Annotated in this window: 13 protein-coding genes; 7 read left to right on the top strand and 6 right to left on the bottom strand. The window is 66.9% G+C overall.

Annotation, left to right across the window (positions count from 1 at the left end):
* Positions 1–8: 8 nt before the first annotated feature.
* The 6 genes from CRM90_RS05975 to CRM90_RS05950 all read left to right on the top strand — a co-directional run bounded on the left by CRM90_RS05975 (position 9) and on the right by CRM90_RS05950 (position 10,112).
* Complete coding sequence (locus CRM90_RS05975) at positions 9–3,278, top strand: arabinosyltransferase domain-containing protein (protein ID WP_102806058.1); 3,270 nt, start codon at positions 9–11, stop codon at positions 3,276–3,278.
* Positions 3,275–6,487 (top strand): arabinosyltransferase domain-containing protein, encoded by a 3,213-nt coding sequence (locus CRM90_RS05970; protein ID WP_102806057.1) that lies wholly within the window; start codon positions 3,275–3,277, stop codon positions 6,485–6,487. Before CRM90_RS05975 ends, CRM90_RS05970 begins: the two co-directional genes overlap by 4 nt.
* 81 nt (positions 6,488–6,568) lie before the next feature.
* Positions 6,569–7,219 carry a hypothetical protein gene (locus tag CRM90_RS05965; protein ID WP_102806056.1) on the top strand — a complete coding sequence of 217 codons (651 nt, stop codon included), beginning with the start codon at positions 6,569–6,571 and terminating at the stop codon, positions 7,217–7,219.
* 55 nt (positions 7,220–7,274) lie between these two features.
* Positions 7,275–8,774: an APC family permease gene (locus CRM90_RS05960; protein ID WP_102806055.1), complete on the top strand. Its 1,500-nt coding sequence runs from the start codon at positions 7,275–7,277 to the stop codon at positions 8,772–8,774.
* Positions 8,775–8,841: 67 nt separating this feature from the next.
* Entirely contained in the window at positions 8,842–9,303 is a 462-nt protein-coding gene (locus CRM90_RS05955) for a MarR family winged helix-turn-helix transcriptional regulator (RefSeq protein ID WP_233209179.1), read from the top strand.
* Entirely contained in the window at positions 9,300–10,112 is an 813-nt protein-coding gene (locus CRM90_RS05950) for an NAD-dependent epimerase/dehydratase family protein (RefSeq protein WP_102806053.1), read from the top strand. Before CRM90_RS05955 ends, CRM90_RS05950 begins: the two co-directional genes overlap by 4 nt.
* Positions 10,113–10,130: 18 nt before the next feature.
* On the opposite strand, the gene CRM90_RS05945 is transcribed toward CRM90_RS05950, so the two are convergent.
* The gene (locus CRM90_RS05945; RefSeq protein ID WP_142391327.1) at positions 10,131–10,478 is read right to left on the bottom strand and encodes a hypothetical protein; all 348 of its coding nucleotides are present in this window, start codon (positions 10,476–10,478) and stop codon (positions 10,131–10,133) included.
* Positions 10,479–10,750: 272 nt separating this feature from the next.
* Here CRM90_RS05945 and CRM90_RS05940 point away from each other — a divergent pair, with 272 nt between their 5' ends.
* Positions 10,751–11,104: a hypothetical protein gene (locus tag CRM90_RS05940; RefSeq protein ID WP_102806144.1), complete on the top strand. Its 354-nt coding sequence runs from the start codon at positions 10,751–10,753 to the stop codon at positions 11,102–11,104.
* Between the two features lie 30 nt (positions 11,105–11,134).
* Here the strand turns inward: CRM90_RS05940 and CRM90_RS05935 are convergent, their stop codons facing one another.
* The 5 genes from CRM90_RS05935 to CRM90_RS05915 are packed head-to-tail and all read right to left on the bottom strand — an operon-like array spanning position 11,135 to position 15,887.
* Positions 11,135–12,397 (bottom strand): serine/threonine-protein kinase, encoded by a 1,263-nt coding sequence (locus CRM90_RS05935; protein WP_102806051.1) that lies wholly within the window; start codon positions 12,395–12,397, stop codon positions 11,135–11,137.
* Between the two features lie 29 nt (positions 12,398–12,426).
* Positions 12,427–12,864, bottom strand: a complete 438-nt coding sequence (locus CRM90_RS05930) for an RDD family protein (protein ID WP_102806050.1) — start codon at positions 12,862–12,864, stop codon at positions 12,427–12,429.
* Positions 12,861–13,253 carry a hypothetical protein gene (locus tag CRM90_RS05925; RefSeq protein WP_102806049.1) on the bottom strand — a complete coding sequence of 131 codons (393 nt, stop codon included), beginning with the start codon at positions 13,251–13,253 and terminating at the stop codon, positions 12,861–12,863. Before CRM90_RS05925 ends, CRM90_RS05930 begins: the two co-directional genes overlap by 4 nt.
* Before the next feature lie 16 nt (positions 13,254–13,269).
* Complete coding sequence (locus tag CRM90_RS05920; protein WP_102806048.1) at positions 13,270–14,037, bottom strand: SCO6745 family protein; 768 nt, start codon at positions 14,035–14,037, stop codon at positions 13,270–13,272.
* Positions 14,034–15,887, bottom strand: a complete 1,854-nt coding sequence (locus CRM90_RS05915) for an ArnT family glycosyltransferase (RefSeq protein WP_233209178.1) — start codon at positions 15,885–15,887, stop codon at positions 14,034–14,036. Before CRM90_RS05915 ends, CRM90_RS05920 begins: the two co-directional genes overlap by 4 nt.
* Positions 15,888–15,934: the final 47 nt, after the last annotated feature.

Here is a 15,934-nt window from a genome sequence, read left to right as displayed (position 1 = left end):
CGACCCTCGTGCCAAGCGACAGAGCCGACTCCACCCGGATCGCCCGGCTCGTCGCCGTCATAGCCGGCATCCTCGGTGTCCTGCTGTGCGGTGTCGTGCCGCTGCTGCCGGTCACGCAGACCACCGCCAGCATCCAGTGGCCGCAGGCGCCCGGCCCGGACGGCCTGGTCAGCGATATCACCGCGCCGCTGGTATCGGGCGCGCCGCAGTCGCTCGAGGTGTCGATCCCCTGCCAGGCCATCGCCACGCTGCCCGCCGAGGGCGGCCTGGTCTTCTCGACGATCCCGCCGGCGGGCATCGACTCCAGCCGCAACGGGCTGTTCGTGCGTGCCAACGCCGCTACCGTCGTCGTCGCGTTCCGTGACACCGTCGCCGCCGTGGCGCCTCGCCCGGCCATCGCCGCCGGTGGCTGTCGCGAACTGCGGATCTGGGCGGGCCCCGGCGGCGTCGGCGCCGATTTCGTCGGCATCCCCGGCGCCACCGGCACCCTCGCCCCGGAGAAGAAGCCCCAGGTCGCCGGCATCTTCACGGACCTGAAGGTGGCGTCGCAGCCGGGGTTGAGCGCCCACATCGACATCGACACCCGGTTCATCACCAGCCCCAGCACACTCAAGATCGCGGTGATGGTGCTCGGGATCGCCTGCGTGGTGGCGTCGTTGGTCGCACTCGGCGTGCTCGACCGGCGCGGGGGGCGCCGCGTCCGAGGGGCGTGGCGACAGCTGTTCAAGGCCCGCGCCGCCACCTGGGTGGCCGACGTCGGGGTGATCGGCGGGTTGCTGCTCTGGCATGTCATCGGCGCCATCTCCTCCGACGACGGCTACAACCTCACCATCGCGCGGGTCTCCGGCGAGGCCGGCTACACCGCCAACTACTTCCGCTACTTCGGCGCCACCGAAGCGCCCTTCGACTGGTACCAGTCGGTGCTCGCCCACCTCGCCGCGATCAGCACCGCGGGCGTGTGGATGCGGCTGCCCGCCACGATCGCCGGCATCGGCACCTGGCTCATCCTGAGCCGCTGTGTGCTGCCCCGGCTGGGCAGGCGGCTGTCGCTCAACCGGGTGACGGTATGGACCGCGGGCGCGGTGTTCCTGGCCGCGTGGCTGCCGTTCAACAACGGGCTGCGACCCGAACCGCTGATCGCATTCGGCGTGCTGGCGGCGTGGATCCTGGTGGAGAACGCCATCGCCACCCGTCGGCTGGTTCCGGCGGCGCTGGCGATCGTCGTCGCCGTCTTCAGCGTGACGCTCGCCCCGCAGGGCCTGATCGCGATCGCGCCGCTGCTCGTCGGCGCGCGCGCTGTCGCCCGGGTGATCAAAGCCCGGCGCGGCACCGACGGCCTGCTGGCGCCGCTGGCCGCGCTCGCCGCCGCACTGTCGGTCATCTTCGTCGTCGTGTTCCGCGACCAGACCTTGGCCGCTGTCGCCGAATCCGCCCGCATCAAGTACGTCGTCGGCCCGACGATCGCCTGGTATCAGGACTTCCTGCGGTACTACTTCCTTACCGTCGAGGACAATTCGGAAAGCTCACTGACCCGCCGCTTCGCGGTCCTGGTGATGTTGTTGTGCCTGTTCGGCATGCTGGCGGTGCTGCTGCGCCGCGGCCATGTCCCCGGGGTGGCCGGCGGCCCGGTGTGGCGGCTGCTCGGCAGCACCGCGATCGGCTTGCTGCTGCTGCACTTCACCCCGACCAAGTGGGCTGTGCAGTTCGGTGCGTTCGCCGGACTGGCCGGGGCGCTGGGCGCGGTCACCGCGTTCGCCTTTGCCCGCGTCGGCTTACACAACCGACGCAACCTCGCCCTGTACGTCACCGCCCTGCTGTTCGTGCTGGCGTGGGCGACCTCGGGTACCAACGGCTGGTTCTACGTCGGCAACTACGGCGTGCCCTGGTTCGACCGTCAGCCGGTGATCGCGCATCAGCCCGTGACGACGATGTTCCTCGGCCTGGCGATCCTGTCCGGCCTGACCGCCGGCTGGCTGCACTTCCGGATGGACTACGCCGGGCACACCGAGGTCAAGAACACCGGCCGCAACCGGGCTCTTGCGTCCACTCCGCTGCTGGTCTTCGCGATCATCATGGTGCTGCTCGAGGTCGGCTCGATGACCAAGGCCTTCGTGCAGCGCTACCCGGCCTACACCACCGCCGCCGCCAACGTCTCCGCGCTGAAGTCGGGCCTGTCCGACGCCAGCTGCGCGATGGCCGACGATGTTCTGGTCGAGTCGGACCCGAATGCCGGTATGCTGCAACCGGTTCCGGGCCAGAAGTGGGGCAAGTACGGCCCGCTCGGCGGGGACAATCCGGTCGGCTTCACCCCGAACGGCATCAGTGACACCCTGGAGCCGGCCGAGCCGTTCGTCGCCAACCCCGGCACCGTCAACTCCGACGGGTCACCCAACAAACCCAACGCGGGCATCGCCTTCGCCGCGGGCACCGGCGGCGGCTACGGCCCGGTCGGAGTCAACGGTTCGCGGGTGTTCCTGCCGTTCGGGCTGGACCCGAAGACCACCCCCGTGATGGGCAGCTACAACGAGAACACCGTTGCCGCCAAGGCGACTTCGGCGTGGTATCAGCTGCCGCCCCGCACCCCGGACCGGCCGCTGGTGACCGTCGCCGCTGCGGGCGCGATCTGGTTCTACGACGAAGAGGGCCAGTTCAACTATGGACAGTCACTCAAGCTGCAGTGGGGTGTGCAGCGGCCGGACGGCAGTTTCCAGGCGCTGAACTCGGTGCAACCCATCGATGTGATCGCTCAAAAGGCTTGGCGGAACCTACGTTTCCCGCTGTCGTGGGCACCGCCGGAGGCCAACGTCGCGCGAATCGTCGCCGACGATCCGAACCTGAGTACCGATCAGTGGTTCGGCTTCACCCCGCCGCGGGTGCCGGTCCTGGAGACCGCTCAGCAGTTCCTCGGTTCGCAGACGCCGGTGATGATGGACATCGCCACCGCCGCGAACTTCCCGTGCCAGCGCCCGTTCTCCGAGCACCTCGGCGTCGCCGAACTGCCGGAGTACCGGATCCTGCCCAACCTCAAGCAGGTGGTGGTGTCGAGCAATATGTGGCAATCCGCCCGTGCCGGTGGGCCGTTCCTGTTCATTCAGGGACTGCTGACCACCGCGACCGTCCCGACGTACCTGCGCGACGACTGGTATCGCGACTGGGGTGCGATCGAGCGCTACATCCGGCTGGTGCCGTCGTCGCAGGCCCCGAACGCTGTCATCGACCAGGGCACCAAGACGGCATTCGGTTGGAGCCGTAGCGGACCGATCAGGGCACTGCCATGACACAGACTCTCGCGGCCAACGCCCGCGACGCCGCCGGCGACGTTCGGGTCACCCGCTGGGTGGCCGCGGTCGCCGGTCTGGTGGGCTTCGTGCTGTCGGTGCTGACTCCTCTGCTGCCGGTGGAACAGACCACCGCGACGCTGAATTGGCCGCAGGCCGGTCAGCTGACCAACGTCACCGCCCCGCTGATCTCGCAGGCACCGGTGTCGGTGACGGCGACCGTCCCCTGCGACGTGATCCGGTCCATGCCGCCCGCCGGCGGCATGGTGCTGGGGCTCGCGCCGCAGAAAGGCAAAGAGGCGGCGCTCAATTCGCTGTTCGTCAACGTCACCGCCCAGCGCGTGGACATCACCGACCGCAACGTGGTGGTCGCGAGCGTGCCGCGCGCGCGGGCGGTATCCGCGCAGTGTCAGCGCATCGAGATCACCTCGACCACGGACGGCACGTTCGCGACGTTTGTGGGGCTTTCCGATCCATCGACGGGCAAGGAGTTGCGCAGCGGCTTTGCCGACCCCAACCTGCGGCCCGCGATCGTCGGGGTCTTCACCGATCTGGTCGGTCCGGCGCCGCCGGGGCTGACCGTCTCCGCGACGATCGACACCCGGTTCTCCACCACGCCAACGGTGTTGAAGCTCGCCGCGATGCTGCTGGCAATGACCGCCACCGTGATCGCGCTGGTGGCCCTGTGGCGGCTGGACCGCCTCGACGGGCGCCGCATGCACTCCTGGATTCCGCAGCGCTGGCGCACCTTCACCGCGGTCGACGTAACCGTGGTGGCGGGATTCCTGATCTGGCACGTGATCGGAGCCAACTCCTCCGACGACGGCTACATCCTGCAGATGGCGCGCGTCGCCGACCATGCCGGTTACATGTCGAACTACTTCCGCTGGTTCGGCAGTCCCGAGGATCCGTTCGGCTGGTTCTACAACGTGTTGGCACTGATGACTCACGTCAGCGACGCCAGCATCTGGATGCGGTTGCCGGACTTGATCTGTGCGCTCGTCTGCTGGCTGCTGCTGTCCCGCGAAGTGCTGCCCCGGCTGGGGCCCGCCGTGATCGCGAGCCGACCCGCACTGTGGGCGGCGGGCCTGGTGTTGATGGCGGCGTGGATGCCGTTCAACAACGGCCTGCGCCCCGAGGGCCAGATCGCGACCGGCGCGCTGATCACCTATGTGCTCATCGAACGCGCGGTGATCTCCGGCCGACTGACCCCGGCGGCGCTGGCCATCGTCAGCGCGGCGTTCACCCTCGGCATTCAGCCCACCGGCCTGATCGCCGTCGCCGCGCTGATCGCCGGCGGCCGGCCGATTGTGCGAATCCTGGTGCGCAGGCGCGCGGTGGTGGGCACCTGGCCGCTGGTGCTGCCGTTGCTGGCCGCGGGCACGATCATCCTGACCGTCGTGTTCGCCGACCAGACATTCGCAACGGTGTTGGAAGCCACCAGGATTCGCACCGACATCGGACCCAGCCAGGCCTGGTACACCGAGAACCTGCGTTACTACTACCTGATCCTGCCGACCGTGGACGGCTCGCTGTCACGGCGGTTCGGCTTCCTGATGACCGCGCTGTCGCTGTTCGTGTCGATGTTCATCATGTTGCGCCGCAAGCGCGTTCCCGGCGTGGCTCGCGGCCCGGCGTGGCGGCTGATGGGCGTCATCTTCGCGACGATGTTCTTCCTGATGTTCACCCCCACCAAGTGGGTGCATCACTTCGGGCTGTTCGCCGCGGTCGGTGCGGCTATGGCGGCGCTGGCCACCGTGCTGGCTTCACCAGCGGTACTGCGATGGTCGCGCAACCGGATGACAGTAGTCACCGCGGTGTTCTTCCTGCTCGCGCTGTGCTTCGCCACCACCAATGGCTGGTGGTATGTGTCGAGCTACGGCGCGCCGTTCAACAACGCCATGCCGCGGATCGCCGGGATCACGGTCAGCACGATATTTTTCGCACTGTTCGTGGTGTCGGCGATCTACACGACGTGGCTGCACTTCAGCACCCGCGACCACGGCGAGGGCCGCATCGCCCGGGCCGTGACCACCGCTCCGATCCCGCTGGCGGCCGGATTCATGGTGCTGGTGTTCATCGCCTCGATGGCCGCAGGCGTGGTGCGCCAGTACCCCACCTATTCGAACGCCTGGGCCAACCTGCGATCGTTCTCCGGCGGTTGCGGGCTGGCCGACGACGTCTTGGTGGAGCCGGATGCCAACGCCGGGTTCCTGACCCCCCTGCCCGGTGATTACGGACCGCTCGGCCCATTGGGCGGCACCAACCCGGTCGGCTTCACACCCAGCGGCGTACCGGAACACATTGTGGCCGAGGCAATCCGGATGACCAATCCGCAGCCCGGCACGGATTACGACTGGGATCAGCCGATCAAGCTGGACACGCCGGGCGTGAACGGCTCGACCGTGCCGCTGCCGTACGGCCTCGACCCGGCGAGGGTTCCGCTGGCAGGCAGCTATCTCGTCGGCCCGCAGCAGGATGCCACGTTGACCTCCGCGTGGTATCAGTTGCCGCCCAACGACAATGGTCACCCCCTGGTCGTCGTCACCGCCGCAGGAACCATCGCGGGACTCAGCGTTCTCAATGGCTTCACCGACGGACAGACCGTCGACCTGGAGTACGGCAGGCCCGGGCCGGACGGCGCCCCGGTGCCCGCCGGCCGGGTCAGCCCGTACGATCTCGGCCCGGCGCCGTCGTGGCGCAACCTGCGCTACCCGCGCTCGGCGATCCCGGCCGACGCGACCACAGTGCGCATCGTCGCGCAGGACCGCTCGCTGTCCCAGGGCGACTGGCTGGCCGTCACACCACCGCGAGTGCCCGACCTGCGGTCGGTACAGGAGTACGTCGGTTCCACGCAGCCGGTGTTGATGGACTGGGCGGTGGGCCTGGCCTTCCCATGCCAGCAGCCGATGCTGCACGCCAACGGTGTCACCGAGGTGCCGAAGTTCCGGATCACCCCGGACTACACCGCCAAGAAACAGGACACCGACACCTGGGAAGACGGCCGTAACGGCGGCCTGCTCGGCATCACCGACCTCCTGCTGCGCGCACACGTCATGTCGACCTACCTGTCGCATGACTGGGGCCGCGACTGGGGCTCGTTGCGCCGGTTCGAGACGATCGTTCCGGCTGAGCCCGCGCAGATCGAACTGGGCACGGCGACCCGCAGCGGCCTGTGGAAGTCGGGCCCCATCAGGATCAAGCCGTAAATGCAGTAGCCCGGTACTTATGCCGCAGTAGTGCGGTGCGTACAGCGTGTAGTCATGGACCTCATCTGCAAGTCTCGACCTATGGTCGCCACGGTGGCGGCGATCGCTGTGAGCACGGTCGTGCTGGCCACCACCACGGTCGCGCCGCCGGAACCGAACATGGCGGCGGTTGCACCTCGAATGACCACCGAAGCGGTGCAGCTCCTGGTACTCCCCACGGCCCTCGATGCCGGGACACATGACCAGGCCCGCGCGGGTCAGGTGGCGAACAGCGTCCCCGATGTGCTCGGGGCTTTGACCGTCATCGGCCAGGGAATCCAGGCGGGAATCGGATCCGGGATCATCCTCGGCTTCATTCTCGGCGGGGCATTGGTGACCAACTTGATCGCGAACGCTCCGGTGCTTGCGCCGCTGCTCTCTCCGATCGCACCGGTCGCCGCCCTCGCCGGCGCAGTCATTGGTGTGCCGGTAGGTGCAGTCGTCGGCGCCTTCTCTGCCATTCGGAGTCTGGTGTCCGGGGCGGCCGCGGTACCGGCCGCGTCGGCCCGCACGATGGCGAACACTAAGACGGTGACCACTGTGCACCGCTCGGCCAAATCGGGCACGCGATCCAACCGGCACACCGCAAAGCCCTCGGCAAAAGCCTCGGCGCCGCAACAGAGCTCCGGCAAGCCTCGGGCCGGCAGCGGCCGCGATCACCCTTCAGCAGCGAATCGGGCCGCAAGGCACTGAATCGGCTTTAGCCGTAGCGCGGCCAAGCCGCGGTTGCGGTGACAGAATCCCGCACATGGCCGAAGACGCAGCAATCGTCGATCCGTTGATGCACGGCCTGCGCTCCAAGGGCCTCAAGAAGGGGTCGGTCTCCCTTGTAGGAGCGGTCGCCATCGGTCTGGCAGCCACCGCCCCGGCCTATTCGCTGACCGGTGCGCTCGGGCACGGCGCGGAGGAAGCGGGCTATCAGCTACCGATCGTCTTCATCATCGCCGTCATCCCGATGTACTTCGTCGCGCTGGCCTACAAGCACCTCACCGACGCCGCCCCGGATGCCGGCACGGTCTTCACCTGGGGATCCAAGGCCATCGCACCGCACATCGGCTGGATGGGTGGCTTCGCGCTGGTGTTGTCGTCCATCCTGGCCGGTGTCGGCGCCGCCGGCATCCTGACCAACGCCGCCGCGGTGCTGGTGGGCATGGACTCGTCCCCGGTGTGGTTCGACATCATCGTCGCCACGGCGTTCATCCTGCTGACGACGTGGCTGGTGGCCCGCGGTGCCGAAGAATCCTCCCGCACCACCCTGATCCTGACGATCATTCAGTACGGCGGGCTGCTGTTGTTCGCGGTCATCATGATCATCCCGGTATTCCGTGGTGGGCAGAGCGTGACCGCCGAGTCGTTCTCGTGGGAGTGGTTCAACCCATTCGCAATTCACGACTTCAGCGGCCTGCTGGGCGGCTTCCTGGTGGCCATCTTCATCTTCTGGGGCTTCGACGCCTCACTGGCCATGTCCGAGGAAACGTCCGGAACGTCGGCCGAGGCAGGCCGCAGCGGCGTCACCGCGATCCTGATCACGGTTGCCACCTACGTGATCTTCTCCGTCGCGGCTCTGGCCTTCGCCGGTATCGACCCGAACAGTGACACGAGCCTGACGCACGAGGGCAACGTCGACGACGTCTTCACCACCCTGGCCACCCAGTCGATCGGCGAACGCGGCGCGATGCTGGCGGCCCTGGTGGTTGGGTTGTCCGCGTTCTCGGCGACCATGTCCACCGTCATGCCGACGGCTCGCGGACTGTTGTCGATGGCCACCTACAAGGCGTTACCGAACCGGTTCGCCTCGGTCAGCGAAGCGAGTTCGACGCCCAAGTACGCGACCTGGGTGATCGGCCTGACCAGCCTGGCGATCTACTGCGTGCTGGATGTGGTCAGCGACAGCGTGGTGTCCGATTCGGTCTACAGCGTGGGCATCGCGATCATGACGTACTACTCCGTGGTGGCGATCTCCTCAGTTGTGTACTTCTGGCGCACCGCATTCCGATCATGGCGCACGGCCATGGGTCAGGTGATCCTGCCCGGCATCGGTGCGTTGATCCTGATCCCGGTGGGCGTCGTCGAGGCATACCTGATGGCCGATCCGAGCACCGGCTCCGGCGGCTCGCTGTTCGGCGTCGGCACCGCCTTCGTCGTCGGCGTGCTCAGCCTGGCGCTGGGTATCGTGCTGATGATCCTGTGGAACCTCAAGGCGCCGGCCTTCTTCCGCGGCGAGACGCTGCCGAGAGAGCGCACCTAGCGTTCCGGATCAGATCGAGCCGATCGCTCCACTTGACATTTTGTTAGGTGCCTAACATGATCGTTAGGTGGCTAACAAACATCCTGATTCGCGGGACACGTCGGTCGGGATGTGGGCGAAGCGGTGTTATCTGGCGGCGCGCGCGGCAATGGAAGATGCGCTGCGCCCATATGATCTTGGCGCCACACAGTGGTATGTGCTCTACCAGTTGGCCAACGAAGGGCCCACTCTGCAGCGAGAGCTGCAGCGGATCCTCCAGGTTGAGCGGGCAACGCTGAGCGTCGTCGTGACCACACTGGTCCGCAAGGGTCTCGTCGAACAGTTGCCGGATGACTTCGACCAGCGACAGAAACTCCTTCGATTGACGGCGGCCGGAGTCCGATTGTGGACGAAGCTGCCCGACCTGTCCCGAATCGAGGACCTGGCATTCAGCGGAATGAAGGCCGCCGATCTTGCCAACGCAGCTCAGGTTCTCCGCATGGCCACCGAACGCCTCGAAAAGTCGACGCGAGAGGACGTCATCACATGACCGTATTACTCACTGGGGCAACAGGACTGGTAGGTACGCGCCTGCTTCCCCGACTTGTGGCGCACGGCGTGCGATGTCGCACTCTCGTGCGCGGTGACAATCCCCTACCCGACGGAGTTGACCCGGTGCGCGGTGACCTACTGGAGGCCGGCGCACTGGCCGCCGCGGTGACCGGCGTCAGCGCCATCATTCATCTCGCGGCGACTTTTCGAACCACCGACACCGACCTCATCTGGAAAAACAACCTCGAAGGCTCACGCAACCTCATCGCCGCAACCCAAGCCAACGCCCCGCGGGCGCGGTTCATCATGGCGAGCACCGCCTGGATCTATGCCGATGATGCCGAACACCCCGGCCGCGAGGACGACCCGGCGGCTCCGACACTGGACTATCCGGCGAGCAAACTTGCCGCCGAGAACGAATTACGCAGCAGCGGGTTGAATTGGTCAATCCTGCGGTTTCCCTTCGTTTACGGTGACAAAGACGGTCACCTGGAATCGCTGACACAGCTCGCTCCCGGCAGGTTCCACCCCGCTCAACGCCTGAGCATGGTCCATCACCGCGACATCGCGGCTGCCGCGATCCTCGCACTCGACGGCACCTTCGACGGGCGGATCGTCAACATCGCCGACGAGGCACCGACATCGGTCTATGAACTCGTGGAACTTGTCGGTGGTTCCATGGAACCGTCGTCGAAGCCGCTGACGAATCCGTGGCACATCCAGATGGACTGCTCACTGGCCCGCCGGCTCGGCTTTCAACCGGAGGTGAGGACGGTCCATCAGGCTGCGCAACAGGATCTGCTCTAGGGCCAAGACTGCAGGGCATCAGTGATTGCCGAACCCGCCGAACTGATGCGGCGGCGCAACGGTGACAGTTTGCGTCGACGTCGCGACCGACGTGGCGACGGATGTCTCAGTCTGCGTGGCCGTTTCGGTATTGGTCACGGTCTGCGGATCCTGAGTCTGCGTCACCGTCTGAGGCGCCTGGGTCTCGACGACGGTCTGCTGCGGTTGCGCTCCGCCGCCGGACCCGGAGTTGTATTGGTGATGCGTCGCCGGAGCCGCGGTGGTCGTGGTCGGGGTCGACGTGACGGTGACAGTTGTCGGACCCGTAGCCCCCTTGGAGCCACAGGCAACCGCGCCCAGAACCACCACCGCTGAAACGGATGCCACCAGACACACCGACCGCATACCTGTGTTCACAGGTGACATGTCTAGCTATTGATGCGCGCAAAAGCCATGCGCCACAACATCGAATGTTCGTAGAGTCGGCTGTCAACAAACTCGCGAGCACCTGTAAATCAGGCAAAGTCGCTGATAACGAACCGTTTTCGATACGTTATGACTCCCTCAGCGCGCGCCAATTCATGTCACAGCTGGCACAAATCCGCGGTCCATAACGTCGTCACCGCAAGCGCAACTCGAGCAACGAAACGGATATGACGATGAATCTCAAACGATTGGTCTACACCTCGACTGCGGCGGTCGGTATCGGTGCGGCCGGACTGTTCGGGCTCGGTATCGGAACTGCGAGCGCCGATCCCGGCCAGTGCGGCGGCCCGGGGCCGCAGAATTGCCAGGGTCCCAACAACGGGTGGAACAACGGGCCCAACAACGGGTGGAACAACGGGCACGACAACCAGAACAACGGCCCGGGCGACTGGCAGCATCGCAACGTCGATCAGGCTCGCCAGGACCACCAGCCGTTCAACTGGAACGGCCAGTGGGTCCAGCCGATGCCGGCCGGCAACGGGGCGGGCTGGGGCTTCTGGTTCCTGGGCCAGTGGATCCCGCTGTAATCCAGCGCGCGATGTGGCCGGCCGGCGGCGCTAGCCTGTGCCGCCGGTCGCCAGCTTCTCGGGCTGTAGCGACCACACGGTCGGGTCGGCACCCGCAGTCTCGTGCGCGCAGTAGGCCGGCGCGCCCTTCTCACTGACCGCGGCCGCGCCCAACACAGCGCAGCTCGCGCCGATCACCACGACGGGCAGATCCATCCGGCTCGACACAGCAGGCGGTGGGGCCGGGGTGTGCGCGGTTGCAGTGCTGTCCACACCGCGGTGGCCGAACAGCAATGAAACCCCAGCGGCCGCACCGGCAATGATCACCACCGCACCCAGGATCGCCGGGATCAGCAGCCGGCGCCGCGATGAACCGGGCTCCGTCTTGGCGTGGCGACCCGCACCGGACTTCACCGATTCACCGAACGCCGGCGCGGAACTCGTCACGTCGGTCGCGCCGGTCTGCCGTTCCGCGGTACCGATACCCTGCTGCAGCGCCCGCGCGAAGTCGATGCAACGGGTGTAGCGCTTCCCGGCATCCTTGGCCAGCGCCTTGGCGAAAACCGGGCTCAGGCAAGCCAGTTCGGGACGCTTGGCGCCGATGGCGGGCGGATCTGAGCTCAGATGCTGACTGATCACGATCGCCGGATTGGTGTGCTGGAACGGCGGCATGCCGGTCAACAGGTGGTAGGCCGTCGCCGCCAGCGCATATTGATCGGCGTGGCCGTCGATCAGTTCGCCCTTGAGCTGCTCAGGGGCGGCGTACGCGACGGTTCCGACGGTCATGTTGGTTCCGGTCAGATCACTCGACTGACCCATCCAGCGGGCAATTCCGAAGTCCGCGAGCATAACTCGCTCGTCACCGGTGCCGGGAAGGCCCAGCAGAATGTTGGCGGGTTTCACGTCGCGGTGCAGCAGTCCGCGGCTGTGCGCATAATCGAGTGCTTCAGCGACCCCGTTGATGATCCGCACAACCTCGGCGGGCGGCATCCCGTACGGATAGCGCTCGGCGAGCAGCCGGGAGGCATCGGTGCCGTCGATGTACTCCATCGCGATCCACAGCTTGTCGTCGAACTCGCCGCGGTCATAGATCGTGACGATGTGCCGGTTCGACAGCGTGGCCACCATGTCGGCCTCGAGGTTGAACCGCCTGCGGTACTCCTCATCCGAGCTGACCGCGGAACCGAGCACCTTGAGCGCGTCGTGCCGGGGCAGCCGGGGGTGCTGGACGAGGTAAACCTCACCCATGCCCCCGGCCCCCAGTGTCCGCAGGATGGTGTAACCAGCAACAACCTGGCCGTCAGCTAACGGCATTGGGGCATCTTAGTCATCACCGGTGACGATTACCGAACGGGAGCGCCTGGGGCAGGCCGGTCGTACATGACCCGACTGCCCAGCACGACGTCCTGCGCCGACCGCCGGTGCCGGTCGACAGCAACCCACAGCAACCCGACCGGGAACAGCACGCAGGCCACCGCTCGCACCACGGCGACAGCAATGCGCATGGGCTTGCCGCGCCGGTCCACCACCCGGACTCCCAGCACGACCATCCCCAGTGTGCGTCCCGACAGCGTCCAGCCCCCGGTCAGGTACGCCACGGACACCGCGAGAGTCACTGTGGTCGAGAAGATCAGGTTGGGGGCGGGGAACCGGAACGCCGCCGGGTTGACGATCAACGTCGTCAACGCCAAACCGAGATAGAGGGCACCCATCGTGACGAGGACGACCACCATGTCGACGAGAGCTGCCAGCCCTCGGGAAACGATGCCGGCGTTGGTCACTGACGTTCCTGGGTGCCCGGCTCCCGGCCCAGCATCCGGTCGACGAAACCGGAAATCATGTCGTCGGCACGTGCCGTCTGGCTGCGCACATCGGTCATCACCTCCGCGGTGACAGTCCCGGTCGACTCACGGATGATCGTGGGCAGGTCCACCCCGTCGATGATCTGGTCGGCCAGCCCGATCAGATCGATGCGCGCGATGATCGCGTCGATGTCGACGTCGGTCACGATCGCGTCGATGTCGACATTGTCGCGGACCAGCGCGGTGAGATCGATCTGCTCCAGCACGAGTTCGACGATTCTCGTCAGCCCCACGACACCAATCCGGGTCGCTTCCAGCCGGGTCGCCCGTAACGAGTCGCCGATCAGCGGAAGCCGCTCCCAGAACACGAGGGAATCGTAGTGCTCAGGCGCCGACCGGGGCGGGCGCGCTGGCCTTCAACGCCGCCAGGGCGGCCACGCTCAACCGGGCCAGCTCGTCGGCCTCGCCCGCCGTCAGCGCGGATTGGTAGATCTGGGCCATCCGCCGGTTGGTGAGGTCTTCGACCTGGTCGTACGCATCTTTCTTGCCCGTCGCGTCGTCGAACGGGGGCTGCCACCCCATGAACGCCGCGTAGTCCGCGCCGTGGTTGAGGATGTGTGCCTCGACGGGGCTCAGCCCGGAGATCGTCAGGGCGTTGAAATGAACCGCGGCACGCAGTTCCCGCAGCACCATCATCACCTGCAGGGCCCGCGCGGGGGCGTCGTCGGCAAGGGGCATGGCCCGCCAGCCCGCATACAGCGGCAGGCCGGGTTCGGGGGCGTCCGCGATGACCTTCTCACCAAGTTCGGCGATGCGATCCAGCCCCTCGGCCCCGCCCAGGTATGTCCTGCCGAACTCGGCGAGCTGATCCCAGTACAGCCGGCAACTCTCCGACGCTGGGTGCACCGCGACGCCGTTCTCCCAGCACGACCGCGCGAGGTTGGGTTCGAAGACGGCGAACACCGCGGTGACCGTGGTGCCGGTGGCGTCACCGAGGACGCCGCCGCGGCCGGCGAAGTACGCGGCGAACGGGTCCGGATAGCCCGCCGCGAGGCTCTTCTCGAAGGTGTCCGGGTTAAGCATGAACACGCTGATGGCCTCGCCGATGGCCGCCCCGGCAGTCCGGATCGATTCGACGTCGATATCGCTCATTCGCCGGAGTGTACGGAGGTGAGGTCGTACACGGTGTCGGATCCCATCGTCTTGGGCGCGAAGTTGGCCGCCACCCACGCGGTGATGTCGGCGTGCTGGTTACCGCGGCCGGGGCCACCGTGGTTGCCGGGGGCGATGTAGTACCCGATCTGGTGAGCGGCGACGTCGGCCTGGAACTGGGTCAGTGACGGAACCGGATCGCTGCCACCGAATCCACCGATCGCCATCACCGCGGTGTTGGTGGCCAGCTCATAACCGGCGGCCGCCGAGGAGCCGTTCACCGCCGCCGACCACTGTGTATCGGTGGCCTTCAGAAGGTCGTCGAGGGCGACGTTGTCGCCGTCGTCGCCGCCGGGTCGGCCATGACCCCGGTCGGCCTGCGCGGGGCCGACCTGCGCCCCGCCGCCGTCGTGAGACTGGCCGATGGTGGCGAACGTATAGGCGCCCGAACCGGCCGCACCGACGAGAACGCCGACCGCCAGCGCGGCCGCGGCCACCCGCCGGCGGTCGGCGGCAAGACCGACCAGCAGCGCAGCAGTCGCGACGACGGTCACCGCGAGGATCGCCCAGCGTAGTGTCGGCATCCAGTCCGCGTTGCGACCGAGCAGCCACCAACTCCAGAAGCCGGTCACCAGAATCGTTGCCGCCAAGACCAATCGGCCGAACAGCCGGTCACGCAGCGACCACATCTCCCGACCGCCGATGGCGACCAGCGCGACAACCGCGGGTACCACCGACAGGCAGTAGTACGGGTGGACCATGCCCTTCATGTAAGACAGAACCAGCCCGTCGACAAGCAACCAGCCGCCGAACAACACGGCCCCGCCCCGGACCAGATCGGTGCGCGGCGCACGAGCACGTACCGCGAGTACGAACACCAGCCCGAAAAGCGCTGCCGGAAGTAGCCAACCGATCTCGACACCGAACTCACCGGTGAACAACCTTGTGAGCCCAGGGTTTTGCCGGCCGAAGTCGGCCGCTGGGACCGCGCGGTTGCGGCCGAGGATCCGCGCCAGACCGTTGTAACCGATCACCAGGTTCATGAAGTTGTTGTCGGTGGATCCGGCCAGATACGGCCGCGCCGCCGCCGGCCACACCAGCGTCAACGCAACGAACCAGCCGGCCGACACCATGCACGTGGCGGCCGCGGCGGCCACGTGCAGCAGCCGACGACGCACCGACGTCGGCGCGACGAGCACGTAGGCCAGCCCGATCGCCGGCGCGACCATCAACCCTTCGAGCATCTTGGCCAGGAACGCGAAACCCAAAGCGGCGCCAGCCAACATCATCCACTTGACGCTGGCACGCTCGAGCGCACGGACGGTGCAGTAAACACCGAACATCATCAGCAGCACCATCACCGCGTCGGGATTGTTGTAGCGGAACATCAATGCCACCACCGGTGTCAACGCGAATGCCGCCCCGGCCAGCAGACCGGCGCCAGTGCCTGCGATCCGGCGCACCGCACCGTAGAGCAGTGCGACGGCGCCGACCGCCATCAGTGCCTCCGGGACCAGCATGCTCGCGCTGCTGAATCCGAATATCTGGCCGGACAGACCCATCACCCATTGCGACACCGGCGGCTTGTCCACCGTGATGAAGTTGTGCGGATCCACCGAGCCGAACAGCAGCGCTTCCCAGTTCTTCGAACCAGCCTGTGCTGCACCGGCATAGAACCCGTTGCCCATCCCGTTGATAGTGATGTTCCACAGGTAGGTGACGGCCGTGGTGACCAGGAGTGCACCTAGAGCGATTCGGCGCCAGGCGGTGGTCGACAGCGTGAAGCGTCCCGGTGCCGACGGATGTGACGCCGCGCCGGGTGCGCCGGTCATGGACAGCGTTGCGGTCATACTCCCCATCTCGCCAGCCGAACTCCGGTCCAGGCTTTGTGAAGTCT

The sequence above is a fragment of the Mycobacterium sp. ENV421 genome, assembly GCF_002887815.1.
In the GTDB taxonomy this organism is placed as follows: Bacteria; Actinomycetota; Actinomycetes; order Mycobacteriales; family Mycobacteriaceae; genus Mycobacterium.
The sequence above is the reverse complement of the archived record's forward strand: the minus strand, read 5'-3'. Positions and strand labels throughout refer to the sequence as shown.

What these genes read in the sequence shown, in the direction of transcription:
- CRM90_RS05970 (WP_102806057.1), top strand. Translation starts at nt 3,275, where the DNA reads ATGACACAGACTCTCGCGGCCAACGCCCGCGACGCCGCCGGCGACGTT.
- CRM90_RS05965 (WP_102806056.1), top strand. Translation starts at nt 6,569, where the DNA reads ATGGTCGCCACGGTGGCGGCGATCGCTGTGAGCACGGTCGTGCTGGCC.
- CRM90_RS05960 (WP_102806055.1), top strand. Translation starts at nt 7,275, where the DNA reads ATGGCCGAAGACGCAGCAATCGTCGATCCGTTGATGCACGGCCTGCGC.
- CRM90_RS05950 (WP_102806053.1), top strand. Translation starts at nt 9,300, where the DNA reads ATGACCGTATTACTCACTGGGGCAACAGGACTGGTAGGTACGCGCCTG.
- CRM90_RS05940 (WP_102806144.1), top strand. Translation starts at nt 10,751, where the DNA reads ATGAATCTCAAACGATTGGTCTACACCTCGACTGCGGCGGTCGGTATC.
- CRM90_RS05935 (WP_102806051.1), bottom strand. Translation starts at nt 12,397, where the DNA reads ATGCCGTTAGCTGACGGCCAGGTTGTTGCTGGTTACACCATCCTGCGG.
- CRM90_RS05920 (WP_102806048.1), bottom strand. Translation starts at nt 14,037, where the DNA reads ATGAGCGATATCGACGTCGAATCGATCCGGACTGCCGGGGCGGCCATC.
- CRM90_RS05915 (WP_233209178.1), bottom strand. Translation starts at nt 15,887, where the DNA reads ATGACCGCAACGCTGTCCATGACCGGCGCACCCGGCGCGGCGTCACAT.